The sequence below is a fragment of the Leifsonia shinshuensis genome (genome assembly GCF_022606355.1).
GTDB lineage: Bacteria > Actinomycetota > Actinomycetes > Actinomycetales > Microbacteriaceae > Leifsonia > Leifsonia shinshuensis_B.
The window spans coordinates 648,928-673,615 of record NZ_JAHHZQ010000001.1 but is presented as its reverse complement, the minus strand read 5'-3'; the positions used below and the strand labels follow the sequence as shown (position 1 = coordinate 673,615).

The following is a 24,688-nucleotide window of genomic DNA, read 5'->3' as shown; positions in this document are numbered from 1 at the left end:
AGCCGCGACGGGGATGCTATCGTTCGGCATAGGCCAAAACAATTTTTGTACCGTAGAGAGGGCGACGATGACAGACACAGAGCAGGGCACCGCCACCGGGTCGAACCGGGTCAAGCGCGGCCTGGCCGAGATGCTGAAGGGCGGCGTCATCATGGACGTCGTCACACCGGAGCAGGCCCGCATCGCCGAGGACGCCGGCGCCGTCGCCGTCATGGCGCTGGAGCGCGTCCCCGCCGACATCCGCGCGCAGGGCGGCGTCGCCCGCATGAGCGACCCCGACCTGATCGAGGCGATCATCGCCGAGGTGTCCATCCCCGTCATGGCGAAGGCCCGCATCGGCCACTTCGTCGAAGCGCAGGTGCTGGAGGCCCTCGACGTCGACTACATCGACGAGTCCGAGGTGCTGTCGCCGGCCGACTACGTCAACCACATCGACAAGTGGAAGTTCACCGTTCCGTTCGTCTGCGGCGCCACCAACCTCGGCGAGGCGCTGCGCCGCATCAACGAGGGCGCTGCGATGATCCGCTCGAAGGGCGAGGCCGGCACCGGCGACGTGTCGGAGGCGACCAAGCACATCCGCAAGATCACGTCGGAGATCAACGCCCTGAAGTCGATGACGCGCGACGAGCTCTACGTCGCGGCGAAGGACCTCCAGGCCCCCTACGAGCTGGTCGCCGAGATCGCCGAGACCGGCAAGCTCCCCGTCGTGCTGTTCACGGCCGGCGGCGTGGCCACCCCGGCGGACGCAGCGATGATGATGCAGCTGGGCGCGGACGGCGTCTTCGTCGGTTCCGGCATCTTCAAGTCGGGCAACCCGGAGCAGCGCGCGGCCGCGATCGTCAAGGCGACCACGTTCTACGACGACCCGAAGGTCATCGCGGAGGTTTCCCGCGGCCTCGGCGAGGCGATGGTCGGCATCAACGTCTCCGACCTCGCCGCCCCGCACCGGCTCGCCGAGCGTGGCTGGTAACGCCGGCGGAGCGACGACGACCGCCTCGACCGGCCCGCGCGTCGGCGTCCTGGCCCTGCAGGGAGACTTCCGCGAGCATCTCGCGGTCCTGCGCGGCCTGGGCGCCGACGCCGTGCCGGTGCGGCGTCCGGAGGAGCTGGAGCAGGTCGCTGGTCTCGTCATCCCCGGCGGGGAGTCGTCCGTCATGGACAAGCTGTCCCGCGCGTTCGGTCTCGCCGAGCCGTTGAGGGCCGCGATCGCGGGAGGCCTTCCGGTCTACGGCACGTGCGCCGGGCTGATCATGCTCGCCGACACGATCGTCGACGGGATCGCCGGGCAGCAGAGCCTCGGCGGCCTCGACGTGGCCGTGCGCCGCAACGCGTTCGGCTCGCAGGTGGACTCCTTCGAGACCGACCTCGACATCCCGCAGCTCGGCGAGGAGCCGGTGCACGCGGTGTTCATCCGCGCGCCGATCGTCGAGAGCGTGGGGGAGCGGGCGACCGTGCTCGCGCGCGTGCCGGACGGCCGTGTGGTGGCGGTCGAGCAGGGCGACCTCCTCGGCACGTCCTTCCATCCGGAGATCACCGGGGACACGCGCTTCCACGCCTACTTCCTGGCGAAGGTGCGGGCGCGGGAGGCCGCTATGCAATATCTTTGATGGTCTAGCCCTGGCCTTTCGATGTGGTGATCTCATTTGCTGACGCTCGTACGCTTCCTTTGTCTCGTCGTGTTCTGGCTGGCCGTTCCGGTGGGATCAGCGGGGGCGATCGTAGGCAGCCTCTCTCCGACCTCTACAGCTGAGCAGACGCGACTCGCCGTTCAGTTCAAGGAGCACGGGCGCCAGGTGGATCCATCCAAGCTCGATATCCGCTGGACTGCCGACACCGTAAACGACAGCCAAGCTCTAACGGTTCTCATCGATCAAGCCGATGCTGCGAACCCGCACTTTCTCGACAGTGCGAACATCTGGGTTGAAAACGGCGACCGGTGGAAATGCAGCCCGCGATATACATGGTTCGGTCGCGAAGCTAAGCAGGCCTCGGCGGATCGAACGGGCTACGTGGCATGGATGCTTCCGAAACCGGATCAACAGGATCGCGCGCGGCTTAAGCGCGCCGCGTCGTCGTTGTATCCAGAGTCAGTGGAAGCGGGTCTGATGTTCGAGGTCAGGGCAGATCCAGGCGAAGCCGAACAGGTGCGGATGTCATACGGCCATGACTTTTTGACTGCGTCTGGCGGTATGACGGGCGTGGCCTGTCGCCTGCGTCTTCATCCTGAAAACCAACGATCTCCGCAGCCGTCACTTCCTTTCCCCTCGGTCGCGGTGGCGCACGAGAGTGCGGCGGATACTAGTGTCGAGTTGAGTGCCTCCGTGAATCATCAAGCGCGCTGGCAACTCGCCGCCGTTAGCCCGATGGCGATTCAGGAGCCCTTGCAAGCATCCCCTGGACGTCTGGAATACGTCACAAAATACGTGCAGAGAAGCCAATCGGACTACGTGTCTTCCGGGCCATCGATGACCTTTGTCAACCCGGAAGCGCGGGATCGGTCCAATGCCGTCTTTCAAGTGGCCGTTCTTGTATTGGGGGCTTGGCTAGGCATTGTGGGTGGAGCTCTGTCGCATCTGGTCCTGCCGAAAAGAAGAGGTCAGCGGAATGCTCGGGAGTCCGACTCACAACAGTCGGAGCTCTAATTCCGCGACGTCGCCGCGCTCAATGACCGCCGCATGTCGACGACCTCGACGGCCTGGACGACATTCCGGGGGACGGTAAGCCCGCGGCAGCCGCACCTCGGACAGGTCGCGTTCGCGCGATTTGGGGAGTTCGGCCCGCCCGAGTTGTTTGCAGCAGGCCACGCGCGATTCCGCGCCGTCGAGGTCGAACTCGACCTCTTAGTGATGCCGTCGTGAAGGCTGGGCGCGTTCGGGATGAGTGCGATCAAGTTCTCTGACGCTCGGCCCGCCGCCTTCGGGCGGGTGCCCACCGAGGCATTATTATGGACAGGTTCAAACGCAACTCGAGGGAGCACCAGTGTCCGGGCATTCCAAGTGGGCAACGACCAAGCACAAGAAGGCGGTCATCGACGCCCGCCGAGCCAAGTCGTTCGCCAAGCTCATCAAGAACATCGAGGTGGCCGCCAAGACCGGCGGCGCCGACCTGTCCGGCAACCCGACCCTGGTCGACGCGGTGCAGAAGGCCAAGAAGACCTCCGTCCCCAACGACAACATCGACCGCGCCATCAAGCGCGGCGCCGGTCTCACCGGTGAGACCATCGACTACACGACGATCATGTACGAGGGCTACGGCCCTGGCGGCGTCGCCCTGCTGATCGAGTGCCTCACCGAGAACAAGAACCGTGCGGCCGCAGAGGTGCGTACCGCGATGACCCGCAACGGCGGCACCATGGCCGACCCTGGCAGCGTCGCGTACAACTTCCACCGCAAGGGCGTCATCGTGGTCCCGCACGCCGACGGCGTCGACGAGGACGCCGTGCTGTCGGCGGTTCTCGACGCCGGAGCCGAAGAGGTCACCGACCGCGGCGAGAGCTTCGAGGTGCTGACCGAGGCGACCGACCTCGTCGCCGCCCGCACGGCACTGCAGGAGGCCGGCATCGACTACGACTCGGCCGACGCCGAGTTCGTGGCCACCGTCAACGTGGAGGCCGACGCCGAGGTGGCGCGCAAGGTGTTCCGCCTCATCGACGCGCTCGAAGACTCGGACGACGTGCAGAACGTCTACACGAACCTCGACCTCACGGCCGAGGTGCAGGCGCAGCTCGAAGACGACGAGTAGCCCGATCAGGGCGGACGGTCCGATCACGAAGGCCGGGCCGGTCGAGACAGAGAGGCCGCCGAGATGACGATCCGGGTGCTCGGAATCGATCCGGGGCTGACGCGGTGCGGCGTCGGTGTGGTCGATGTGCGTCCCGACCGCCGGGCGACGCTGGTCGAGGTCACGGTCATCCGCACCCCGGCGGACCTGCCGCTCGAGAAGCGGCTGCTCGCGGTGGGCGCCGGCATCGACGCGCTGCTCGACGAGCATCGCCCGGAGGTCGTCGCCATCGAGCGCGTCTTCGCCCAGCACAACCTGCGGACCGTGATGGGCGTCGCCCAGGTCAGCGGCGTCGCGCTGCACGCGGCCGCGCGCCGCGGCCTCCCGGTCGCCCTGCACACGCCGAGCGAGGTGAAAGCCGCCATCACGGGCTACGGCTCCGCCGACAAACGCCAGGTGCAGGCGATGGTCGCCCGCATCCTCGGGCTCGCGGAGGCACCCAAGCCGGCCGACGCGGCCGACGCCCTGGCCATCGCCATCTGCCATGCCTGGCGGGGGTCGCCGGCGACGGATGGGTCGGGGGCCGAGGGCTCGGACGCGTCGCAGACGCCCGCCCAGGCGGCGTGGCGCGCCGCCGAGCGCTCCGCCCGTGCGTCGGCGGTGCCCCGTAGGCTTGCCAGGTGATCTCCTCCCTCCGCGGTACCGTGCTCTCTGCGATCGGCGGTACCGCTGTGATCGAGGTGGGCGGCGTCGGCTTCGCCGTTCAGCTCACCCCCGACCACGTCCTCTCGCTGCGCGTCGGTGACGAGGCCTTCGTCCACACCACGCTGATCGTGCGCGAAGACGCACTGCAGCTCTTCGGCTTCGCCGATCTCGAGCAGCTGCAGGTCTTCGAGCTGCTCAACGGCGTGTCCGGCGTCGGCCCGAAGTCGGCGATCGGAGTCCTCTCCGTGCTCAGCCCCGACCAGGTGGCCGATGCCGTGGCGGCCGACGACGACGCGCCGTTCCGCAAGGTGTCCGGTATCGGGCCCAAGACCGCCAAGCTCATCGTGGTGTCCCTGACCGGAAAGCTCACCGCCGCACGCCGTGCGCCCGCGCGTGCCGTGAAGGCCGGGGGAGCCGCGTCCGCGGTTCCTGACAGCGTGCTCGTCGCGCTGGTCGGCCTCGGCTGGCCGGAGAAGATCGCGGCGGAGGCGGTGGCCGACGTCGTCGCCGAGACGGATGAGAGCGCGCGTGATTCCGTGCAGACGCTGCTGCGGCTCACGCTGGCTCGCCTCGGCCCGGCTACAGCGGGTCCGGCGAAGGGCGCCTCCCGATGAGCGACGACCTCACCGCCCCCGAGCTGGAGTCCGAGTCCGAGCTCGCCTTCGAGGGTGCGCTGCGCCCCCGCACCCTGTCCGAGTTCGTCGGCCAGGCCAAGGTGCGCGGCCAGCTGCAGCTGCTACTGACGGCCGCGAAGATGCAGGACCGCACGGCCGACCACATCCTCCTGGCGGGCCCGCCAGGGCTCGGCAAGACGACGCTCGCGATGATCGTGGCGCACGAGAGCGAGCGTCCGCTGCGGCTCTCCAGCGGTCCGGCGATCCAGCACGCGGGTGACCTCGCGGCTCTGCTGTCGTCCCTCACGCCGGGGGAGGTGCTCTTCATCGACGAGATCCACCGCATGGCGCGCTCGGCGGAGGAGATGCTCTACCTCGCCATGGAAGACTTCCGCATCGACATCATGGTCGGCAAGGGGGCGGGAGCGACGTCGATCCCGCTCGACCTCGCGCCGTTCACGCTCGTCGGCGCGACCACGCGCTCCGGCCTGCTGCCCAACCCGCTGCGCGACCGGTTCGGGTTCACCGCGCACCTCGAGTTCTACGACGAGGGCGAGCTCACCCAGGTGCTCTCGCGCGCCGCAGCCATGCTGGAGTTCGAGATCGATCGCGAGGCCCTCGCCGAGATCGCGGGTCGCTGCCGCGGAACGCCGCGTATCGCCAACCGGCTGCTGCGCCGCGTACGCGACTACGCCCTCGTCCACGGTCGCCGCGCCGACTTGGAGGCCGTCCGGGCGGCACTGGAGCTCTACGACGTCGACGCGCTCGGCCTCGACCGCCTCGACCGGGCGGTGCTGCACGTCATCCTGGAGCGCTTCGACGGTGGACCGGTGGGGTTGAACACGCTCGCGGTGTCGGTCGGAGAAGAGGCGGAGACCATCGAGTCGGTCGTCGAGCCGTTCCTGGTGCGCATCGGGCTGCTGTCCCGCACCCCGCGCGGGCGGGTCGCGACACCGGCCGCGTGGCGCCACTTCGGGATGTCCAGCCCGCAGCAGGGCCACTCACAGCAACCGTCCTTGATGGATGACCTATAATTCAAGCTGGCCACTCGCCTACCCCCTTGACTTAACCGGAAGGTTCGGCAGACTTCATGCCCATTGATCCGTTGACCATTGTGATGGTCGTCATTCTGGCGGCCCTCGTGTTCTTCATGTTCCGCAACAGCCGCAAGCGGCGCAAGGAGCAGGACGAGACGCGTTCGAAGATGGTGCCTGGCGCCGAGGTCATGACCAACTTCGGGCTCTACGGCACTCTGCTGTCCGTCGACGAGGACGACAACACCGCGCTCATCGAGACCAGCCCCGGCCACGTCGTGAAGGTGCACCGCCAGGTGCTCGCCCGCGTCGTCGAGCCCAAGACTCCCGAGGTCGACGACACCGAGACCACCGGTCCCGAGCTCAACCAGGATCACGCGATCTCGGTCGAGCCGTCGGAGCCGGAGTTCGGTGAGCGGATCGACGGCGCGCCGAAGAAGCCCGGCGCCAAGAGCGACGACTGATAGCATCCCTGTGCTCCGCGCGCCGAGAGGGTGCGCGGATCGCTCGTAGAAAGCTGAGTTCCTAGGTGGCAAAGTCGACCCCGGTCAAAAAAGCCTGGCGTTCGCTGACATGGCTCGGCGTCATCGTGGTGGTCCTTCTCGGAACCCTCGCGGCCGGCGTCATCTTCAGCAACGCGACGTGGCTGCCCAAGCTCGCGCTCGACCTCGAGGGCGGCACGCAGATCATCCTCGCGCCGCAGGTCGAGAACGGTCAGAGCGTGCAGCAGCAGCAGCTCGACCAGGCGGTCTCGATCATCCGTCAGCGCATCGACGCGTCGGGTGTCTCCGAGGCGCAGATCTCCACTGAGGGATCGCGGAACATCGTCGTCTCGCTGCCGGGCAAGCCCGACCAGCAGACGCTCGATCGCGTCAAGGCGAGCGCGCGACTCGACTTCCGCCCCGTGCTGCTGACCAGCGGCCCGACGAACCAGGTCGTCGGCGCCGACGGCAAGTCGACGCCGGCTCCGAGCCCCGCGCCCGGCCTCCAGTCGACGCCGTCGACCAAGCCGACCAACGGCAGCGACCTCGCCTGGGTGACCCCGGAGCTGCAGGCGCAGTTCGCCGCGTACGACTGCGCGGCGAACAAGAACAAGGACCTCAGCGCCGCGCCGACCGACAAGCCGCTCATCACCTGCGACGACAGCAACACGGTCAAGTACCTGCTCGGCCCCGTGGAGGTCAAGGGCCAGAACATCTCCGACGCGAGCGCCGGGATCATGCAGAGCTCGCAGGGCGTTTCGAACGGCCAGTGGGCCGTCAACATCGTCTTCGACGGCACGGGCACCAAGCAGTTCGCCGCCGTGACGACCCGGCTCATCGCGCTGCAGGGCGCGCAGAACCAGTTCGCCATCGTCCTCGACGGTCGCGTGATCTCCGCGCCGACGACGCAGGCGGCCATCACCGACGGCAAGCCGCAGATCTCGGGCAACTTCACCGAGCAGAGCGCCAAGACGCTCGCCGACCAGCTGAAGTTCGGTGCGCTGCCCTTCAGCTTCAAGGTGCAGAGCCAGGACGACATCTCGGCGACCCTGGGAACCTCGCAGCTCATCAGCGGTCTCATCGCCGGACTGATCGGCCTGATCCTGGTCGGCATCTACACGTTCTTCCAGTACCGCCTGCTCGGTTTCGTCACGATCTTCTCGCTCGTGGTCGCCGGCGCGCTCACCTGGCTGACGATCTCGCTGCTGTCGTGGCACTACGACTACCGGCTCTCGCTGGCGGGTGTCGCCGGCCTCATCGTCGCCATCGGCTTCACAGCCGACTCCTTCATCGTGTACTTCGAGCGAATACGAGACGAACTGCGCGACGGGCGAAGTCTCGAATCGGCCGTGGAGGCCGGCTGGGGTCGCGCCCGGCGCACGATCTACGCGTCGAAGGCGACCAACCTGCTCGCGGCCGTCGTGCTGTACGTGCTCGCGGCGGCGAACGTCCGCGGGTTCGCGTTCACGCTCGGCCTGACGACGATCATCGACGTGATCGTGGTGCTGCTGTTCACGCACCCGACGCTGCAGCTGCTCGCCAAGACGCGCTTCTTCAGCAGCGGCCACCCGCTGTCGGGCCTCGACCCCGACGCACTGGGCGCGGTGTACCGCGGCGCCGCCCGCTTCCGTACTCCGGCGCAGACGGCGGTTCCTGCCGGCAAGGCCGCCCGCAGCAGCGGGGAGGCCGCGCGCCGCCAGACGATCGCCGAGCGCAAGGCGGCGGAGCTCGCCTCCGCCTCGACCTCCTCGTCGTCGGATCGCTCGTCCGAGGGGAAGGACAACTGATGGCCAGCCGCCTCACCAGGTTCGGAAACGACCTCTACACCGGTGCCCGCTCGTTCGACTTCGTCGGCAAGCGCAAGATCTGGTACTCGATCGCGATCGTCCTGGTCGTGCTCTCGATCCTGGTCCCGATCGTCAAGGGCGGGTTCAACTTCTCCATCGAGTTCCGCGGCGGATCGCAGTTCTTGATCAGCGACGTGCAGAGCACCGACACCTCGAAGGCGCAGGGCGCCGTGCAGAGCGTCGTCCCCAACGCGGTCTCGCACGTGAGCGTGGTCGGCAACAACGCCATCCAGGTGCAGACCGACCAGTTGTCGGAAGGCCAGACCAAGGCCGTCGGCGACGCGCTCGCGAAGACCTACGGCGTGTCCTCGTCCGAGGTCTCGTCGACCTTCATCGGGCCGTCCTGGGGTGCCGACGTCACGCAGCAGACCATTCAAGGTCTGGTCGTCTTCCTCCTCCTCGCGTTCATCGCGATGGCGCTGTACTTCCGAACGTGGAAGATGTCGGCGTCGGCGATCGTCTCGCTGTTCCACGATCTCATCATCACGGCGGGCATCTACGCACTGGTCGGTTTCGAGGTGTCCCCGGCCACGATGATCGGCTTCCTGACGATCCTCGGCTACTCGCTCTATGACACCGTCGTGGTGTTCGACAAGATCCGCGAGAACACCAAGGAGGAGCTGGAGCTCACGAGGCGGACCTTCCCCGAGGCCGTCAACCTCGCGGTCAACCAGACGTTGGTGCGTTCGATCAACACCGCGGTCGTCGCAGTGCTGCCGGTCGCGTCGATCCTCTTCATCGGTGCGTACGCGTTCGGCGCGGCGACGCTGCGGGACATCTCGCTGGCGCTCCTCATCGGCATCATCGTGGGAACCTACTCGACGATCTTCCTCGCGGCCCCGATGTACTCGCAGTTCCGCGAGGGCGAAGCGGCGATCAAGAAGCACGACCAGAAGGTGCGTTCGGTTCGTCCCAAGGCCAGCGTCACAGCGGTCGAGCCCGTCGCGGCGGAATAGCAGGGGCGTGTGGGCGGTTTCTTCCTGTCGGACGACGAGGTGAGCGCCGCGCGTGCGCGTGAGCTCACCGAATCCGGAGCGGCGTGGCTGCTCGACGTCCGGGAGGTGGACGAGTGGGAGGCCGGTCATGCGCCGGACGCCCATCACATCCCGCTCTCGGAGCTCGGCAACCGCCAGCACGAATTGCCCGAGGACGCCCAGATCCTGGTGATCTGCCACAGCGGGGCGCGGTCCCGCATGGTGACCGACGCGCTGCTGCAGGCGAACTATCCTGCGGCGAACGTCGCAGGCGGGATGCTCGCCTGGCAGGCTTCCGGGGGCGCGCTGTCCGGGCCGGACAACCGGCCATAATGGACGAGAGGAGGCGCGCACATGGTTGACACATCGACACCGCAGTCCGCTTCGCTGCGCCGCCTCGTTCCCCGGATCTTCTCCCGCGCTCAGCCCGCGGGCGCGGTGGACACCCTCATCCGCACGGTGCGCATGCACCACCCCAAGGCCGACTTGTCGCTCATCGAGCGCGCGTACGCCGTGGCCGAGCGCGCACACGACGGCCAGAAGCGGCGCTCCGGGGAGCCGTACATCACGCACCCGGTCGCGGTCGCTCAGATCATCGCCGACCTCGGCATCGGCGCCAAGACGATCGCCGCTGCGCTTCTGCACGACACCGTCGAAGACACCAGCTACACCCTCGACGAACTGCGCGACCAGTTCGGCGACGAGATCGCCATGCTGGTCGACGGCGTCACCAAGCTCGACAAGGTCAAGTACGGCGACAGCGCGCAGGCCGAGACCGTCCGCAAGATGATCGTGGCGATGTCGAAGGACATCCGCGTGCTCATCATCAAGCTCGCCGACCGGCTGCACAACGCGCGCACCTGGGGGTTCGTGCCGGCTGCCAACGCCACGCGGAAGGCGACGGAGACTCTCGAGATCTACGCGCCGCTGGCCCACCGGCTCGGCATCCAGACGATCAAGTGGGAGCTCGAGGACCTCTCGTTCGCGGTGCTCTACCCCAAGCTGTACGCCGAGATCGAGAGCCTCGTGAAGCAGCGCACGCCGGAGCGTGAACGGCTCGTCCAGCAGGTCATCGACGCGATCAACGACGACCTCAAGACCGCGAAGATCCGCGGCAAGGTCGTCGGACGGCCCAAGCAGTACTACTCGATCTACCAGAAGATGGTCGTGCGCGGACGGGAGTTCGACGACATCTACGACCTCGTCGGCATCCGCGTCCTCGTGAACACGGTGCGCGACTGCTACGCGGTGCTCGGCTCGATCCACGCCAGGTGGACGCCGATGCCCGGGCGCTTCAAGGACTACATCGCGACTCCGAAGTTCAACCTCTACCAGTCGCTGCACACCACGGTGATCGGGCCGCAGGGTCGCCCTGTCGAGATCCAGATCCGCACGGAGGAGATGCACCAGCGCGCCGAGTTCGGTGTCGCCGCGCACTGGAAGTACAAGGAGCAGACCACCGGCAAGAGCACGGGAGGCCCGGGCAAGGTCGACACCGACCTGGCCTGGCTGGCCCACATCTCCGACTGGCAGGCCGAGACGGCGGACCCGTCGGAGTTCCTCGACTCGCTGCGCTTCGAGATCGGTGCCAAAGAGGTCTACGTCTTCACCCCGAAGGGACGCGTCATCGGCCTCCCTGCCGGCGCGACCCCGGTCGACTTCGCGTACGCGGTGCACACCGAGGTGGGCCACCGCACGATGGGTGCCAAGGTCAACGGCAGGCTGGTGCCGCTCGAGAGCGCGCTCTCGACCGGCGACGTCGTCGAGATCTTCACCTCGAAGAACCCCGACTCCGGGCCCAGCCAAGACTGGCTGAACTTCGTCAAGAGCCCGCGTGCGCGCAACAAGATCCGCCAGTGGTTCACCAAGGAACGCCGCGACGAGGCGATCGAGCAGGGCAAGGACGCGATCGCGCGCGCGATGCGCAAGCAGAACCTGCCCCTGCAGAAGCTGATGACGCAGGACGCCCTGGTGGAGGTCGCGTCGTCGCTCAAGCACCCCGATGTCTCGTCGCTCTACGCGTCCGTGGGCGAGGGGCATATCTCGACGCAGTCCGTGATCGAGAAGATCGTTGCCTCGCTGCAGAGCGAGGCCGAGTCGGACGGCGAGCTGGAGATCCCGGTCAAGGGTCGCGCCAAGCAGCTCCGGAACAGCGACTCGGGCGTCCTGGTGCGCGGAGCCCCCGACATCCTCGTGAAGCTCGCGAAGTGCTGCACGCCGGTGCCCGGCGACCCGATCGTGGGGTTCGTGACCCGAGGCCAGGGCGTCTCGGTGCACCAGGCCAACTGCCACAACGTGCAGTCGCTGCTGCAGGAGCCCGACCGCATGATCGACGTGGAGTGGGCACCCAGCTCCAAGAGCGTCTTCCTGGTGCAGATCCAGGTCGAGGCGCTCGACCGCTCCGGGCTGCTCTCCGACGTCACGCGCGTGCTCTCGGAGCACCACGTCAACATCCTCTCTGCGACGGTCACCACGTCGAGCGACCGGTTGGCGCTGAGCCGCTTCGTCTTCGAGATGGGGGACACCACCCACCTCGACCGAGTCCTCAACGCCGTACGCCGGATCGACGGCGTCTACGACGTGTATCGCGTCAGCGGCGGCTGAGCGGCGCCTCCGGGCGATCACGCGACGGGCCCGGGAAGCCGGGTCTCTTCGACGACGGCCAGCCGGTGCAGTCCGCGTGCGCTCCCGCGGCGGCGAGAGCGCCTCAGCCGTTCGCCGAGCTCGGCGGGCGAGGCTCGGGCGAGCGCGAGCAGATGCCGCACCTCGAGCGCGTCGGGCGGCTCGAACCTCGACAGGGTGAGCACGAGATCCGATGCTGTGCGCAGTGGCGCCGTCACGCTGACTCCACTGATTACTTCGGTGTCGCCACGATCGAGGGCGTGCTGGTGCGCGTCGAATCCCACGGGCACCCGGCCTCGGCTGCGTCGGTCGATGCAGACCTGCGCCTGCACCGGCGGCCTCGCGCGGGTGCCGTGGATCCACGCCGCCGTGCCGCGGTCGGCGATCAGACGCCCCGGCCGCAGCGCGCTGAACGCGAGCGCGCGCAGCGCCGGGGTGTCAGGGGTGTCGGTCGTCGCGAAGGAGTCGCCGACGCGGAAGAGCTGGCCGTCGAGCACCAGGGCGAACAACTCGGCGAGCGGGAGGACGGAGCGGTCGAGGAGCAGTGGGGATGCTGTGGTCATGCCTCCAGCCTGCTGCGCGGGGGCCTGCTACCGGCCGCCGATCGGTGAATCGGTGGAGACTTCGTCCGCGAACCGAGGTGTGGAGGACGAGCAGCCCAGCACGTTCAACCCAGGAGGATCAACCAGGGCAGGATCAACCCAGGGCGTCGAGCCAGATCTTGCGGGCGTCCAAAGCCTCCTGCGCCGCCTTCACCTTGGCGGAGTCGCCGCTCGCCTTCGCCTCTTCGAGCTCCTGCTCGAGCTTCGCGATCGCGGCGTTGAGCTGGCTGGCAAGGCCCTCCGAGCGTGCCTTCTTCTCGGGGTTGTTGCGTTCCCAGTGCTCCTCGTCGAGGCGGCGGACCGCCGACTCGACCTTGCGGAGCCGGTCTTCGATCGGACGCACCTGGTCGCGCGGCACGCGGCCGATGGCATCCCAGCGCTCCTGGATCGAGAGAAGCGTGGTACGCGCGGTCTCGCGGTCCTTCTCGTTCAGGAGCGGCTCCGCCTCATCGAGCAGAGCGAGCTTCAGCTCGAGGTTGGCCTGGTACTCCTCGTTGTCGCGGGCGTCGACCTCGGCCTTCGCCGAGTAGATCGCGTCGCCGGCGGCCTTGAAGCGCGCCCACAGCGCGTCGTCGTTCTTCTTGCCGGCACGGCCGGCGAGTTTCCACTGGTCGAGCAGCCGGCGGTACTCCGGCACGCCGTCGGCGCCGAGCGGCACCAGGCGCTCCGCCTGCTCGATGAGCGCGTTCTTGCGGGACCGGACGTCGCGGTGCTGGTTGTCGAGGTCGGCGAAGAAGGCCTTGCGGTTGTGCTCGATGGTCGAGCGGGCGGCGCGGAACCGCTTCCAGAGCTCGTTGGCCTCGTTCTTGGGCAGGCGCGGGCCGTCGTGCTGGTGCGCCTGCCAGCTGGTGAACAGGGCGTCGAGCTCGGCGGTGGTCTGCTTCCACTGCGTGCGCGCGGGATCCTGCGCCGCGAGCACCTCGGCCTGCTCGACGATCGCGGTGCGGTCGGCGATGGCCTGCTCGAGGGCGGCCTTGGCCTCCGCGCTCTGCTGCTCGGTGAGCTCCTCGACCGTGCCGCCGAGCGCGTCCAGCCGGGTGAGCAGCGACGGGAGGTCGCCGACAGCGTTCGCGCCCTCGACCGCGATGCGGAGGCTCGCCACCGACTTGGCGACGTCGGCGGCGGGGGCTCCGCGGCGGGCGCGCTGCTCCAGGAGGCCGACCTGACCGGCGAGGTCCGTGTACTTGCGCTCGAAGTACGCGATCGCCTCCTCCGGAGTGCCGTCCGGGTACTCGCCGACGGCTCGCTCGCCATCGCCCTCACGGACGTACACGGTGCCGGTCTCGTCGACGCGACCCCAGGGGTGCTGTTCAGAAGTAGCCAAGAGCCTCACCTTGCTTGCGGTGCCACGTTGGGAATCAGCCTATTGCACGCCGCAGGATCACTGCAGCGTGAAGCTGTCGATCTTCGTCGTCACGGCGGGCTTGCCGTCGGTGCCGCCGCCCTGCACGCCCTTGGCGGTGACGTCGCTCACCAGGGTGTCGAGGCCGCTCGTGATCTTGCCGATGACCGTGTAGCCGCCCGCGGAGTCGGACGGGATGGAAGTGTCCTTGTAGACGATGAAGAACTGGCTGCCCTGGCTGTCGGCGTTGCCGCTCTGGCGCGCCATCGCGAGTGTGCCGGCCGGGTACTTGTCGTCCTTGGGCGCGTTCTCGATCGGGCCGTACGAGTAGCCGGGGCCACCCGTGCCGTCACCCTTCGGGTCGCCGCACTGCAGAACGTAGAACCCGCCGTTGGTGAGCCGGTGACAGCTGAGCCCGTCGTAGAACTTCTTCTGCGTCAGTGCGATGGTCGACGAGACCGCCTGGGGAGCTGCGGCGCCGTCCAGGGAGACGCCGAGCTTGATCCCGTTGATCGTGAGGTCGCCCGTCCAGGTGCGGCCTTCGGCGATCGACTTCGACGGGACGCCCGCCGCCGTCGAGGCCGATGGGGACGGCGACGCCGAGGCGGAGGTCGCGGCCGGCTTGGCGAAGAAGAGCAGCTGCGTTCCGATCGCCAGGGCGACGATGACGATGACCGCGATCCCTCCGATCCAGTTGTCGCGCCTGCGGCGCTTCACCTTCTCTTCGTGCACGGTCTGTCGCGCCTGGTAGGCGCGCAGGCGCTCGCGTGCCTGCCGTGCGTCGCGGTCGTTCTGCTTGCTGGGTGCCACGTCTGTCCTCCGGGGGCGCCGTCGAGCGGGGGATGCATGCCTGTCGAGCGGATGGGATGCTGCACGAACCTTATCCGTCGCGGCTATGCGCGCCCAAACCGAACCGCGACGGGGAGGTCGGCGGCCGCGGTGCGGCTCGCGTGGAACCGATCTGAGCTTCCCGCCGTGCCACTACGCTGTATGGACATGAACAGGCTCCGGCGATCGAAGGTCCGGCGATGGGCTCCTCGCGCCGGTGCGCTTGCCACCTCCGAGCTGACCCTGGCGGTGATCGTGCATCGGCGCGAGGAGAGCGTCCGTCGCTGATCGCCGACGTGGATGTCGGTGGCTGCGACTAACCTTGTCGGGTGGTCGACGTGCAACCTGGGCTCCGGACGGGAGCGACGCCTCTCGCCGTGCGCATGCGGCCGAAATCCCTCGACGAGGTCGCCGGTCAACGTCATCTGCTGCGTCCCGGCTCGCCACTCGTCGCCCTCGCTACCGACAAGGAGGGGCAGAGCGGCTCGGTCTCCGTGATCCTGTGGGGTCCACCCGGCACGGGGAAGACCACGCTCGCCCAGGCCATCGCGCACTCGTCCGGGCGGCGGTTCGTCGAGCTCTCCGCCGTCACGGCGGGCGTGAAAGACGTCCGGCTGGTCATGGACGAGGCACTCTCGACCCGTGATCTCTACGGCGTCTCGACGGTGCTGTTCCTCGACGAGATCCACCGGTTCACCAAGGCCCAGCAGGATGCGCTGCTCCCCGGCGTCGAGAACGGCTGGGTCATCCTCGTCGCCGCGACCACCGAGAATCCCTCGTTCTCGGTAATCTCGCCGTTGCTGTCGCGCTCTCTCCTGCTCACGCTGGAGACACTGAGCGATGACGATCTCGGCGTCGTGATCGACAGGGCCGTCGCCGACGACCGCGGCCTCGCCGGCCAATACGCGCTCGACGACGAGGCCCGTGCCGCGCTCATCCGGCTGGCGTCCGGCGACGCGCGCCGGGCGCTCACGGCGTTGGAGGCCGCATCGGTCTCCGCCGCGTCGGCGACTCCGGCGACCGCGAAGAAGAAGCCGGTCATCACGGCCGAGCTCGTGGCCCAGGCCGTCGACCGCGCCCTGCTGCGCTACGACCGCAACGGCGACGAGCACTACGACGTGATCAGCGCCTTCATCAAGTCGGTGCGCGGGTCCGACGTCGACGCCGCCCTGCACTATCTCGCCCGCATGATCGAGGCGGGGGAGGATCCCCGATTCATCGCCCGCAGAATCATCGTCTCGGCCTCCGAAGACATCGGGATGGCCGACCCGCAGGCGCTCGTCGTCGCGATCGCGGCCGCCGACGCCGTGCAGTACATCGGGATGCCGGAGGGGCGGATCCCGCTCGCGCAGGCCGTCGTGCACCTCGCCACCGCGCCCAAGTCGAACGCCGCCTACATGGCGCTCGACGCGGCCATCGCCGACGTGCGGGCCGGCAAGATCGGCCGAGTGCCCAAGCACCTGCGCGACGCGCACTACCCGGGGGCCAAGCGGCTCGGCCACGGCAAGGGCTACAAGTACCCGCACGACGACGCGCTCGGCGTCCTGGAGCAGCAGTACCTCCCCGACGAACTGCGCGACACGACGTACTACACGCCGACCGAGCACGGCAACGAGCGCGACGTCGCTGCGAGGCTGGCGAAGCTGCGCCGCATCGTGCGCGGACGCTGACCGCGATCTGCTAGAATCGACGGGCCTAGAAGCGCGTCCAGGGAGCGGCTGCCCGAGATGCGCTTTCGACGGGAACAGCCCTGTAGCCGGGCGTCCCTGGCGTGAATCCCTCTCTCTTGCAGGTGAAAAACCCTGCGCACGGCGCCCCTGTGCGCCGTGCGACCAACATTCGTAGAGAGAAAACCGAAAGGAAACCGTGTCTTCACGTTCCCGCAGCAAGACCCGCGAGTCGCGCGCCCTGGGCATCGCCCTGACCCCGAAGGCGGCCCGCTACATGGAGAAGCGCCCGTACGCCCCGGGCGAGCACGGCCGCACCAAGCGCAAGGCCGACTCCGACTACGCCGTGCGTCTGCGCGAGAAGCAGCGTCTTCGCGCCCAGTACGGCATCCGCGAGAAGCAGATCCGCATCGCGTTCGAAGAGGCGCGCCGCACCCAGGGCCTGACCGGTGAGAACCTGGTCGAGCTCCTCGAGATGCGTCTCGACGCGCTGGTGCTCCGCGCCGGCTTCGCCCGCACCATCTCGCAGGCCCGCCAGTTCGTGGTGCACCGTCACATCCTGGTCGACGGCAAGATCGTGGACCGCCCGTCGTTCCGCGTGAAGCCGGGTCAGCTCATCCACGTCAAGGCCCGCTCCGAGGGCAGCGAGCCCTTCCAGGTCGCGGCCGCCGGCGGTCACGTCGACGTCCTGCCGAAGGTGCCCGGCTACCTCGAGGTCGAGATCGACAAGCTCCAGGCCCGCCTCGTGCGCCGCCCGAAGCGCGCCGAGGTCCCCGTCACGTGCGAGGTCCAGCTGGTCGTCGAGTACTACGCGGCCCGCTGAGGCAGCGCTCTCGACAGCAGAGACTCCCGCGAACGGGGTCGTGGCTTCGGCCGCGGCCCCGTTCCGCGTTTCTCGCGCGTTCCCGGCAACGGGGTTCCGGTCCGCCGCGTTCCCGTTACGCTGGACGTATGCCCGTCTCGGAATGGAGGGAGCCGACATGTCCGGAGGCGACATCGCTGGTCTGATCGCGGCGGGAGTGTTCGCCGTGCTCGTCGGGTTCATCGCGGTCCCGTTGCTCAAACTGGGGCGCGTGCTCGACTCGACGCGCGACGCCATCAAGGAGGCCAGCGACGGGATCACGCCCATCCTGGACGAGACGGCGACCACCCTGCAGGAGACGAACAAGCAGCTCGCGAGGGTCGACGTCATCACGAAGAACGTGGCCGACGTCACCGGGAACGTGTCGGCGCTCGTCGCCCTCTTCGCGGCGACCGTCGGCGGTCCGTTGATCAAGCTGGCGGGCTTCAGCGCGGCGGTGCGCGCGGCCTTCCGGGTGCCGGGCGCGACCGGCCGTTCCCGGCGCAAGGCGGACTAGACTTGCGCGAGTGCGCTCACGCACACATCCACGGAGGGAAGATCCTGCAATGAAGAGTTTCCTGTGGCTCCTGATCGGCGTCGCCGTCGGCTTCGTCGTCGCCCACAAGGTCAACGAGACCCCCAAGGGTCGCGAGTTCTTCGGCACGCTCGACAAGAAGGCCCGTGACTTCGGGGAGGCCGTGTCAGACGGCTACCGTCAGCGCGAGGCCGAGATCCGTTCCGCCATCGACGGTGACTGAACCCGTCGCCACTCCTCGCCTCTTCGCACCTCCCCACTCGACTTTCGCACCACCTCGAATGACCGGAACCCATGCAGACTGCTGAAATCCACCGCCGCTGGCTCGACTTCTTCGCCACGCGCGGTCACACCGTCGTCCCGTCCGCCTCGCTCGTCAGCGACGACCCGTCGCTGCTGTTCACGGTCGCCGGGATGGTCCCGTTCGTGCCCTATCTGACCGGTGTGGTGCCCGCGCCCTTCCCGCGCGCCACCAGCGTCCAGAAGTGCATCCGCACCCTCGACATCGACGAGGTCGGCAAGACTCCGCGGCACGGAACCTTCTTCCAGATGTGCGGCAACTTCTCGTTCGGGGACTACTTCAAGGAGCAGGCGATCACGTTCGCCTGGGAGCTGCTGACGTCGTCCGAGGACGAGGGGGGCCTCGGGTTCGACCCGAAGGACCTGTGGGTCACGGTCTACGAGGAGGACGACGAGGCGCGCGAGATCTGGAGCCGCGTCGCCGGGCTCCCGGCCGAGCGCATCCAGGGCCTCGGCAAGGACACCAACTACTGGTCGACCGGCCAGCCCGGCCCGGCCGGCCCCTGCTCCGAGATCTTCTTCGACCGCGGCCCGGCCTACGGCGTCGACGGCGGCCCCGCGACCGACGATGACCGGTACGTGGAGATCTGGAACCTGGTCTTCATGCAGTACCTGCGTGGGGAGGGAACGGGCAAGACCGACTTCGAGATCCTCGGCGACCTGCCCAAGAAGAACATCGACACCGGTCTCGGTCTCGAGCGCGTCGCGTTCATCAAGCAGGGCGTCGACAACATGTACGAGATCGACCAGGTGCGCCCTGTCCTCGATCGCGCGGCGGAACTCGCGGGCAAGCCCTACGGCAACGAGGCCCACGAGGACGACGTGCGACTGCGCGTGGTCGCCGACCACGTCCGCAGCGCGCTGATGCTGATGACCGACGGCGTGACGCCGTCGAACGAGGGGCGCGGCTACGTGCTGCGCCGCCTGCTCCGCCGCACGGTCCGGGCGATGCGCCTGCTTGGCGTGGAGACGGCGACGTTCCCCGAGCTCTTCCCGGCCTCCCGCGACGCCATGAAGGCTGCGTACCCGGAGGTGGCGGCCGAGTTCGCCCGCACGTCGCAACTCGCATACGCGGAGGAGGAGACCTTCCTGCGCACGCTCGCATCGGGCACCAGCATCCTCGACACCGCGGTCGCGAATACGCGCAAGGCGGGCAGCGATCAGCTCGCGGGCGACACCGCGTTCCTGCTGCACGACACGTACGGCTTCCCGATCGACCTGACGCTGGAGATGGCGGAGGAGGCCGGGCTCAGTGTCGACCGCGCGGCGTTCGACACGCTGATGGCCGACCAGCGCGCCCGGGCGAAGGCCGACGCCAAGGCCAAGAAGACCGCTCTCGCCGACCTGTCGGTCTACAGCGCGTTCCGCGCACAGGGCGAGACGGTGTTCACCGGCTACACCGACCTCGAGACCGAGTCGAGCGTGCTCGGCCTGATCGTCGACGGCCAATCGGTCAACGCTGCCCGCGAGGGCCAGATCGCCGAGGTCATCCTCGGTGCCACGGCGCTGTACGCGGAGTCGGGCGGGCAGAGCGCCGACGCCGGCACGATCGTGGGCCCGGGCTACGAGCTCGACGTGCTCGACGTGCAGAAGCCGGTGAAGGGCCTGATCAGCCACAAGGTGCTCGTCCGCAGTGGCGAGGTCGGCGTGGGGGCGCCCGCGACCAGCCTGGTCGACGCCCAGTACCGCCGTGGCGCGACGCAGGCGCACTCGGGCACGCACATCATCCACGCGGCCCTCCGCCAGGTGCTCGGCCCCAACGCCCACCAGTCGGGATCGTTCAACAAGGCGGGCTACCTCCGCCTCGACTTCTCCTGGAACCAGGCGCTGTCGCCGGAGACCCGCAGCGAGATCGAGGAGATCTCGAACAACGCGATCCGTGACAACCTCCCGGTGACGACCCGCGAGCTCCCGCTCGCCGAGGCCAAGGCGCTGGGCGCGATGGCCCTCTTCGGAGAGAAATACGGCGATGTCGTGCGCGTGGTCGACATCGGCGGCCCCTGGTCGCGCGAGCTCTGCGCGGGAACGCACGTGTCCACCAGCGCTGAGATCGGCATGATCAATCTGGTCAGCGAGTCGTCGGTCGGCTCGACCAACCGCCGGGTGGAATCGCTGGTCGGCCTGGAGGCCTTCCAGGATCTGGCTGTCGAGCGCACCATCGTCTCCCAGCTGTCCGGCGCGCTGAAGACCCCGCGCGAGCAGCTCCCGGAGAAGATCGCGGACCTCATGGCGAGCCTCAAGGCCGCCGAGAAGCGCATCCAGGCGTTCGAGGCGCGTGCTGTGCTCGACAAGGTGCCGGCACTGCTGGAGTCGGCGACCCGCCGCGGCGCCGTCACGGTCGTCGCGGAGGATGCCGGCGAGCTGAACTCGGCCGACGACCTGCGCCTCCTGGTGACGACCGTGCGCGAGCGGCTGGGCTCCGACCCGGCGACCGTCGCGCTGGCGGCGCGCGCCGCGGGCAAGCCCGTGGTCATCGTGGCGACGAACCAGGCCGCACGCGACGCCGGCGTGAACGCCGGTGCGCTCGCCAAGACCGCGGCCGGCGTCCTCGGCGGCGGCGGCGGCGGCAAGGCCGACCTCGCGCAGGGTGGCGGCACGGATGCCGAGGCGATCCCCGCCGCGCTCTCCGCAGTGGTCGCGGCGATCGGCTGACGCGTGCGGAGCGGAGTGCGGCTCGGCATCGACGTCGGCAAGGTCCGGATCGGCGTGAGCCGTTCGGACCCGCACGGGATGCTGGCGACACCGCTGGAGACGGTCGCTCGCTCCGAAGACGCTGCGGATCGCCGCAGGATCGCCGGGATTGTGACCGAACTCGGAGTTTTCGAGATTATCGTCGGGTTACCCCTGGCGCTCTCGGGCGCGCACACCGCGTCGACGGCGGACGCCGTCTCGTTCGCGGAAGCGCTCGAAGCCGAGGTCGAGGTGCCCGTGCGGCTGGTGGACGAGCGGCTTTCGACCGTTTCGGCGCATTCGGCCCTCCGAGCGTCGGGCAAGAACTCGAAAAGCGCGCGTCCAGTGGTGGATCAGGTGGCCGCCACGATAATTTTGCAGCACGCCCTCGACGCGGAGCGCGCTTCAGGCCGTCCGCCGGGCCATCCCGTCGAACCGAGCATTGGACCCTAGTTTGTCGCAGAACCCGCAGGAGAAGCCGGAGCCGCCCGTCTTTCCCGCCGTGAACCGGCAGCCGATGACCCGCCGCGAGGCGCGGGAGGCCAGGGAGGCTCAGGAAGCCAGGGAGGCTCAGGAAGCCAGGGAGGCCCAGGAAGCCAGGGAGGCCCAGGAAGCCAAGTCCACGCAGGGGGCCGGCGAGGCGCACGAAGCACAGGCGGCCCGACAAGACGCGGCGGCCGACGTTCCGGCAGCGCCTGTCGACCAGCGCCATCCGCAGACTCCGGGTCCGTGGACCCCGCCTCCGGCGGAGACGACCGCCCAGGTGGCGACGCTCGCCGGGCTGGACTTCGATTCGGTTGTGACCGGTCCGATCTCGGTCGGCTCCGAGGCGGCGGCGGAGCTCGGCCGCGAGCCGGTCGGCGCGGCGGCGCGGCACGAAGCGGCGCGCGGTGCGGCAGCCGACGACCACGGTGTCGCCGGAAGCCCGGTGCACGCGATCTTCTCGCCGCTGGCCGACGATCGCGGTGAGGTCGGTGGAGGGGACCCGGAGCACCCGCTGGCGTGGCGGCAGCAGAACTACCTCTCGCACGACAAGCCGCCCAAGCGCAGACGGCGCTGGGTGAAGCCCGTCGTCGTGACCGCGGTAGTCGTCGCGGTGCTCGCTGGGCTCGCCGGGGGCGCGTACGCGGCGTTCCAGCCCCAGGTCGCCAAGCTCATCACGGCGCTGTCGCCGGTCGACAACGACTACACGGGGACGGGGACCGGCCAGGTCATGTTCACGATCAAGTCGGGTGACACCGGAGACTCGATCGCGACGAATCTGCAGAAAGCCGGTGTCACGAAGAGCTACGACGCCTTCTACCAGCTGCTGCTCCGTCAACACCCCGAGGTCCAGTTCCAGCCCGGCGTCTTCAAGCTGGCCAAGCGGATGAGCGCCCAGGCCGCCTTGACCGCCCTGCAGGATCCCGCGAGCCGCATGCAGAACACTGCGGTCATCCCGGAAGGGACGGCGGAGAAGGACGCGCTTCAGACGGTGTCGGAGTCGACCAAGATCCCGCTCGCCGAACTGCAGCAGGCTGCGGCCAATCCGGCCGAGTTCGGCCTCCCGCCCGAGGCGAAGACGCTCGAAGGCTTCTTGTTCCCCGCGACGTACACCTTCGCTCCGGGAGCGACGGCGCACGACGTCGTCAAGACCATGGTCGACCGGTCGTTCCAGGCCCTGGACGAAGCAGGAGTCGCCCCGGGCGACCGGTGGAACACGGTCGTGCTCGCATCGATCGTGCAGCGCGAGGCCGGCCTCAAAGACGACTATCCCAAGGTCGCCCGGGTGTTCCTCAATCGGCTCGCGCAGGGCTGGGACCTGCAGTCGGACGCCACGGTCGCCTATGGCACCGGCAACACGCACCGGGTGGAGACGACGGACGCCGAGCGCGCCGACGCGTCGAACCCCTACAACACCTACGCGCATTCGGGACTCCCGGTCGGTCCGATCTCGAACCCGGGCGACCTGGCCATCAACGCGGTCGTGCATCCTGCGGACGGCCCGTGGATGTTCTTCGTGACCTGGAACCTCAAGACCGGCGAGACGATCTTCTCGACCACGGTCGCCGAGCATGATGCGGCGGTCGCGAAATGGCAGCAGTGGATGAAGGACAACCCCGGCTATGGATGAGAAACCGAAGACCCCGTCGCGCGGCGGTGCGGCCAGCCGCACACCGGCGGAAGCGCCCGACGTGCCGGCCGAGGAGGCCTCGGTCGGAGACGGCGTGTCCGAAGCCTCGGCGGAGGCGGAGATCGCCGCTCTGGTCGAGGCCGAGCGCGAGGTGCAGGCCGAGGAGGCCGCGATCGTCGAGGCTGAGGCTGCGGCCGACAGTGAGGAGCCCTTGGACGGCGATCACGACGGCAGCGACGGCGATCACGACGGCAGCGACGGCGATCACGACGGCAGCGACGGCGATCACGATGGCAGCGACAGCGATCACGACGGCGGCGACAGCGAAGACGACGTCGACGGGCCTGCGGCCGAGATCGACGCGGAAGAGACCGGCCCCGCAGCGCCCGAGACCGAACCGGCGCGCCGCCTGGCCGTCCTCGGATCTCCGATCGGCCACTCCAGATCGCCTGCGCTCCACCGTGCGGCCTACGACGTCCTCGGCCTTCCCTGGTCGTACGAGTCGGTCGATGTCGCCGAGGACGGCCTGGCCACATTCCTCGACGGCCTGGGGCCGGAGTGGCGCGGCCTCTCGCTCACGATGCCGCTCAAGCAGACCGTCGTGCCGTTGCTGACGGCCGTCGACCGGGTCGCGGTGCAGACCGGGGTCGCGAACACCGTGCTGCTCGACGGTGACGCCGTCAGCGGCTTCAACACCGACGTGGCGGGCATCGTTCGCGCGCTCGGCGCAGCCGGACTGCAGAGCGCACGGTACGTGCACGTGCTCGGCGGGGGAGCGACGGCCGCGTCCGCGCTCGTCGCCGCTGCCGAGCTGGGGGCAGAGCGGGTCGACGTGCACGTGCGCGACCTGCAGAAGAGCCTCTGGCTGGAACCGCTCGCGCACGAGCTCGGCCTGATGGTGCGGATCCGTTCGTTCGCGCAGGCGGATCGCTCGCTCGACGTGCCGGAGCTCGTGATCAGCACCCTGCCGGGCGGCGCCTCCACGGCGGCGGTCTACACCGACTCCACCCGGCGTCGCGCGGTGCTCCTGGATGTGGCGTACGACCCGTGGCCCAGCGCGCTCGGCCGCTCCTGGCAGCTGGTCGGCGGCAAGGTCGTCTCCGGTCTGGCGATGCTGGCCCACCAGGCGTTGCTCCAGGTGCGGATCTTCGTCTCGGGCGACCCGCTCCAGCCGCTTCCGGACGAAGACGAGGTGCTCGGCGCCATGCTCACGGCCGTCGGAATCGACGCGGAGGGCGCCCCGCTCGACGACGGCTCCGGCGCCGCGGAAGCCGAGTAGTCAGAGGCGATGACCGGCTTCGACGTCCGGCCGGCGCGGCCCGAGGAGTGGGCCGCCGTCGGTGGCCTGCGATGGGACTCCATCCGGGAGTTCGGAGGAGAGCCCGACGACACCAGGGCGGTCTTCGCGGAACGGTTCGCGGCCTGGGCGGCGGACCGGGATTCCCACGAGTGCTTCGTCGCGGTCGAAGACGGCCTCGTGCTCGGCATGACCTGGCTCGCCGTCGTCGCCCGGGTGCCGAGCGCGCGGCGGTTCGAGCGGGCCTCCGGCGATCTGCAGTGCGCGTACGTCGTGCCGCACCGGCGCGACGACGGCATCGGCGGCCGCCTGATCGACGCCGTGCTGGCGCGCGCCGCCGAGCTCGGGCTCGAACGCGTCACGGTGCACTCCAGCCCGCGTGCCGTTCCCGTCTACGAGCGTCACGGGTTCAGTTCGGACGACGACAGGCTGCTGCACGCGTTCGTCGTGCACACCGATGTCTTCGCGGCAGGAGACGGCGCGGGCCGGGCGTAA

The 24,688-nt window shown here is 68.9% G+C and carries 24 protein-coding genes; 21 read left to right on the top strand and 3 right to left on the bottom strand.

Features of this window, described 5'->3' with window-relative positions:
- Positions 1-67 precede the first annotated feature (67 nt).
- From pdxS to KNO15_RS03215, 12 genes are all read left to right on the top strand, one after another.
- Positions 68-970: a pyridoxal 5'-phosphate synthase lyase subunit PdxS gene (gene pdxS / locus KNO15_RS03270; RefSeq protein ID WP_241702014.1), complete on the top strand. Its 903-nt coding sequence runs from the start codon at positions 68-70 to the stop codon at positions 968-970.
- Complete coding sequence (pdxT, locus tag KNO15_RS03265) at positions 960-1,607, top strand: pyridoxal 5'-phosphate synthase glutaminase subunit PdxT (RefSeq protein WP_241702013.1); 648 nt, start codon at positions 960-962, stop codon at positions 1,605-1,607. Before pdxS ends, pdxT begins: the two co-directional genes overlap by 11 nt.
- Before the next feature lie 186 nt (positions 1,608-1,793).
- On the top strand, positions 1,794-2,642 hold the full coding sequence (locus KNO15_RS03260) for a hypothetical protein (protein ID WP_241702012.1): 849 nt from the start codon (positions 1,794-1,796) through the stop codon (positions 2,640-2,642).
- Positions 2,643-2,979: 337 nt separating this feature from the next.
- Positions 2,980-3,741 carry a YebC/PmpR family DNA-binding transcriptional regulator gene (locus tag KNO15_RS03255; RefSeq protein WP_241702011.1) on the top strand — a complete coding sequence of 254 codons (762 nt, stop codon included), beginning with the start codon at positions 2,980-2,982 and terminating at the stop codon, positions 3,739-3,741.
- Positions 3,742-3,810: 69 nt separating this feature from the next.
- Positions 3,811-4,404 (top strand): crossover junction endodeoxyribonuclease RuvC, encoded by a 594-nt coding sequence (gene ruvC / locus KNO15_RS03250; RefSeq protein ID WP_241702674.1) that lies wholly within the window; start codon positions 3,811-3,813, stop codon positions 4,402-4,404.
- A complete protein-coding gene (gene ruvA, locus KNO15_RS03245) occupies positions 4,401-5,039 on the top strand; it encodes a Holliday junction branch migration protein RuvA (protein ID WP_241702010.1) in 639 nt (212 codons plus the stop codon). Before ruvC ends, ruvA begins: the two co-directional genes overlap by 4 nt.
- Positions 5,036-6,073, top strand: a complete 1,038-nt coding sequence (gene ruvB, locus KNO15_RS03240; protein WP_241702009.1) for a Holliday junction branch migration DNA helicase RuvB — start codon at positions 5,036-5,038, stop codon at positions 6,071-6,073. Before ruvA ends, ruvB begins: the two co-directional genes overlap by 4 nt.
- Positions 6,074-6,129: 56 nt before the next feature.
- Positions 6,130-6,537 carry a preprotein translocase subunit YajC gene (gene yajC / locus KNO15_RS03235; RefSeq protein WP_241702008.1) on the top strand — a complete coding sequence of 136 codons (408 nt, stop codon included), beginning with the start codon at positions 6,130-6,132 and terminating at the stop codon, positions 6,535-6,537.
- A 65-nt stretch (positions 6,538-6,602) separates the two neighbouring features.
- Positions 6,603-8,342: a protein translocase subunit SecD gene (secD, locus tag KNO15_RS03230; protein WP_241702007.1), complete on the top strand. Its 1,740-nt coding sequence runs from the start codon at positions 6,603-6,605 to the stop codon at positions 8,340-8,342.
- Complete coding sequence (gene secF, locus KNO15_RS03225; protein ID WP_241702006.1) at positions 8,342-9,358, top strand: protein translocase subunit SecF; 1,017 nt, start codon at positions 8,342-8,344, stop codon at positions 9,356-9,358. The genes secD and secF overlap by 1 nt, the downstream gene beginning before the upstream one ends.
- A 9-nt stretch (positions 9,359-9,367) precedes the next feature.
- A complete protein-coding gene (locus tag KNO15_RS03220; protein WP_241702005.1) occupies positions 9,368-9,709 on the top strand; it encodes a rhodanese-like domain-containing protein in 342 nt (113 codons plus the stop codon).
- Positions 9,710-9,730: 21 nt separating this feature from the next.
- The gene (locus KNO15_RS03215) at positions 9,731-11,980 is read left to right on the top strand and encodes a RelA/SpoT family protein (protein ID WP_241702004.1); all 2,250 of its coding nucleotides are present in this window, start codon (positions 9,731-9,733) and stop codon (positions 11,978-11,980) included.
- Positions 11,981-11,997: 17 nt separating this feature from the next.
- Here KNO15_RS03215 and KNO15_RS03210 read toward each other — a convergent pair whose 3' ends face one another.
- From KNO15_RS03210 to KNO15_RS03200, 3 genes are all read right to left on the bottom strand, one after another.
- On the bottom strand, positions 11,998-12,561 hold the full coding sequence (locus tag KNO15_RS03210; protein ID WP_241702003.1) for a type IV toxin-antitoxin system AbiEi family antitoxin: 564 nt from the start codon (positions 12,559-12,561) through the stop codon (positions 11,998-12,000).
- Between the two features lie 133 nt (positions 12,562-12,694).
- Complete coding sequence (locus tag KNO15_RS03205) at positions 12,695-13,924, bottom strand: DUF349 domain-containing protein (RefSeq protein WP_241702002.1); 1,230 nt, start codon at positions 13,922-13,924, stop codon at positions 12,695-12,697.
- A gap of 57 nt (positions 13,925-13,981) precedes the next feature.
- Positions 13,982-14,752 (bottom strand): peptidylprolyl isomerase, encoded by a 771-nt coding sequence (locus tag KNO15_RS03200; RefSeq protein ID WP_241702001.1) that lies wholly within the window; start codon positions 14,750-14,752, stop codon positions 13,982-13,984.
- 347 nt (positions 14,753-15,099) lie between these two features.
- On the opposite strand from KNO15_RS03200, the gene KNO15_RS03195 reads away from it, so the two are divergent.
- The 9 genes from KNO15_RS03195 to KNO15_RS03155 all read left to right on the top strand — a co-directional run bounded on the left by KNO15_RS03195 (position 15,100) and on the right by KNO15_RS03155 (position 24,688).
- Positions 15,100-16,440, top strand: coding sequence for a replication-associated recombination protein A (locus tag KNO15_RS03195; protein ID WP_241702000.1), 1,341 nt, complete (start codon positions 15,100-15,102; stop codon positions 16,438-16,440).
- A gap of 196 nt (positions 16,441-16,636) precedes the next feature.
- Positions 16,637-17,260 carry a 30S ribosomal protein S4 gene (gene rpsD / locus KNO15_RS03190; RefSeq protein ID WP_241701999.1) on the top strand — a complete coding sequence of 208 codons (624 nt, stop codon included), beginning with the start codon at positions 16,637-16,639 and terminating at the stop codon, positions 17,258-17,260.
- Positions 17,261-17,417: 157 nt separating this feature from the next.
- Positions 17,418-17,795, top strand: a complete 378-nt coding sequence (locus KNO15_RS03185) for a DUF948 domain-containing protein (protein ID WP_208039433.1) — start codon at positions 17,418-17,420, stop codon at positions 17,793-17,795.
- A gap of 49 nt (positions 17,796-17,844) precedes the next feature.
- Positions 17,845-18,036, top strand: a complete 192-nt coding sequence (locus tag KNO15_RS03180) for a hypothetical protein (RefSeq protein WP_055915845.1) — start codon at positions 17,845-17,847, stop codon at positions 18,034-18,036.
- Positions 18,037-18,107: 71 nt separating this feature from the next.
- Positions 18,108-20,765, top strand: coding sequence for an alanine--tRNA ligase (gene alaS / locus KNO15_RS03175; protein WP_241701998.1), 2,658 nt, complete (start codon positions 18,108-18,110; stop codon positions 20,763-20,765).
- Between the two features lie 3 nt (positions 20,766-20,768).
- Positions 20,769-21,236: a Holliday junction resolvase RuvX gene (gene ruvX, locus KNO15_RS03170; RefSeq protein WP_241701997.1), complete on the top strand. Its 468-nt coding sequence runs from the start codon at positions 20,769-20,771 to the stop codon at positions 21,234-21,236.
- A gap of 1 nt (position 21,237) precedes the next feature.
- Positions 21,238-22,896: an endolytic transglycosylase MltG gene (gene mltG / locus KNO15_RS03165; RefSeq protein ID WP_241701996.1), complete on the top strand. Its 1,659-nt coding sequence runs from the start codon at positions 21,238-21,240 to the stop codon at positions 22,894-22,896.
- Complete coding sequence (locus KNO15_RS03160; protein WP_241701995.1) at positions 22,889-24,175, top strand: shikimate dehydrogenase; 1,287 nt, start codon at positions 22,889-22,891, stop codon at positions 24,173-24,175. The genes mltG and KNO15_RS03160 overlap by 8 nt, the downstream gene beginning before the upstream one ends.
- Before the next feature lie 9 nt (positions 24,176-24,184).
- A complete protein-coding gene (locus tag KNO15_RS03155; RefSeq protein ID WP_241701994.1) occupies positions 24,185-24,688 on the top strand; it encodes a GNAT family N-acetyltransferase in 504 nt (167 codons plus the stop codon).

Bases quoted from the DNA above. Each gene is read 5' to 3' on its own strand.
- pdxS (WP_241702014.1), top strand. From the start codon at position 68: ATGACAGACACAGAGCAGGGCACCGCCACCGGGTCGAACCGGGTCAAG.
- ruvB (WP_241702009.1), top strand. From the start codon at position 5,036: ATGAGCGACGACCTCACCGCCCCCGAGCTGGAGTCCGAGTCCGAGCTC.
- yajC (WP_241702008.1), top strand. From the start codon at position 6,130: ATGCCCATTGATCCGTTGACCATTGTGATGGTCGTCATTCTGGCGGCC.
- secF (WP_241702006.1), top strand. From the start codon at position 8,342: ATGGCCAGCCGCCTCACCAGGTTCGGAAACGACCTCTACACCGGTGCC.
- KNO15_RS03215 (WP_241702004.1), top strand. From the start codon at position 9,731: ATGGTTGACACATCGACACCGCAGTCCGCTTCGCTGCGCCGCCTCGTT.
- KNO15_RS03210 (WP_241702003.1), bottom strand. From the start codon at position 12,561: ATGACCACAGCATCCCCACTGCTCCTCGACCGCTCCGTCCTCCCGCTC.
- KNO15_RS03185 (WP_208039433.1), top strand. From the start codon at position 17,418: ATGTCCGGAGGCGACATCGCTGGTCTGATCGCGGCGGGAGTGTTCGCC.
- KNO15_RS03180 (WP_055915845.1), top strand. From the start codon at position 17,845: ATGAAGAGTTTCCTGTGGCTCCTGATCGGCGTCGCCGTCGGCTTCGTC.
- alaS (WP_241701998.1), top strand. From the start codon at position 18,108: ATGCAGACTGCTGAAATCCACCGCCGCTGGCTCGACTTCTTCGCCACG.
- KNO15_RS03160 (WP_241701995.1), top strand. From the start codon at position 22,889: ATGGATGAGAAACCGAAGACCCCGTCGCGCGGCGGTGCGGCCAGCCGC.
- KNO15_RS03155 (WP_241701994.1), top strand. From the start codon at position 24,185: ATGACCGGCTTCGACGTCCGGCCGGCGCGGCCCGAGGAGTGGGCCGCC.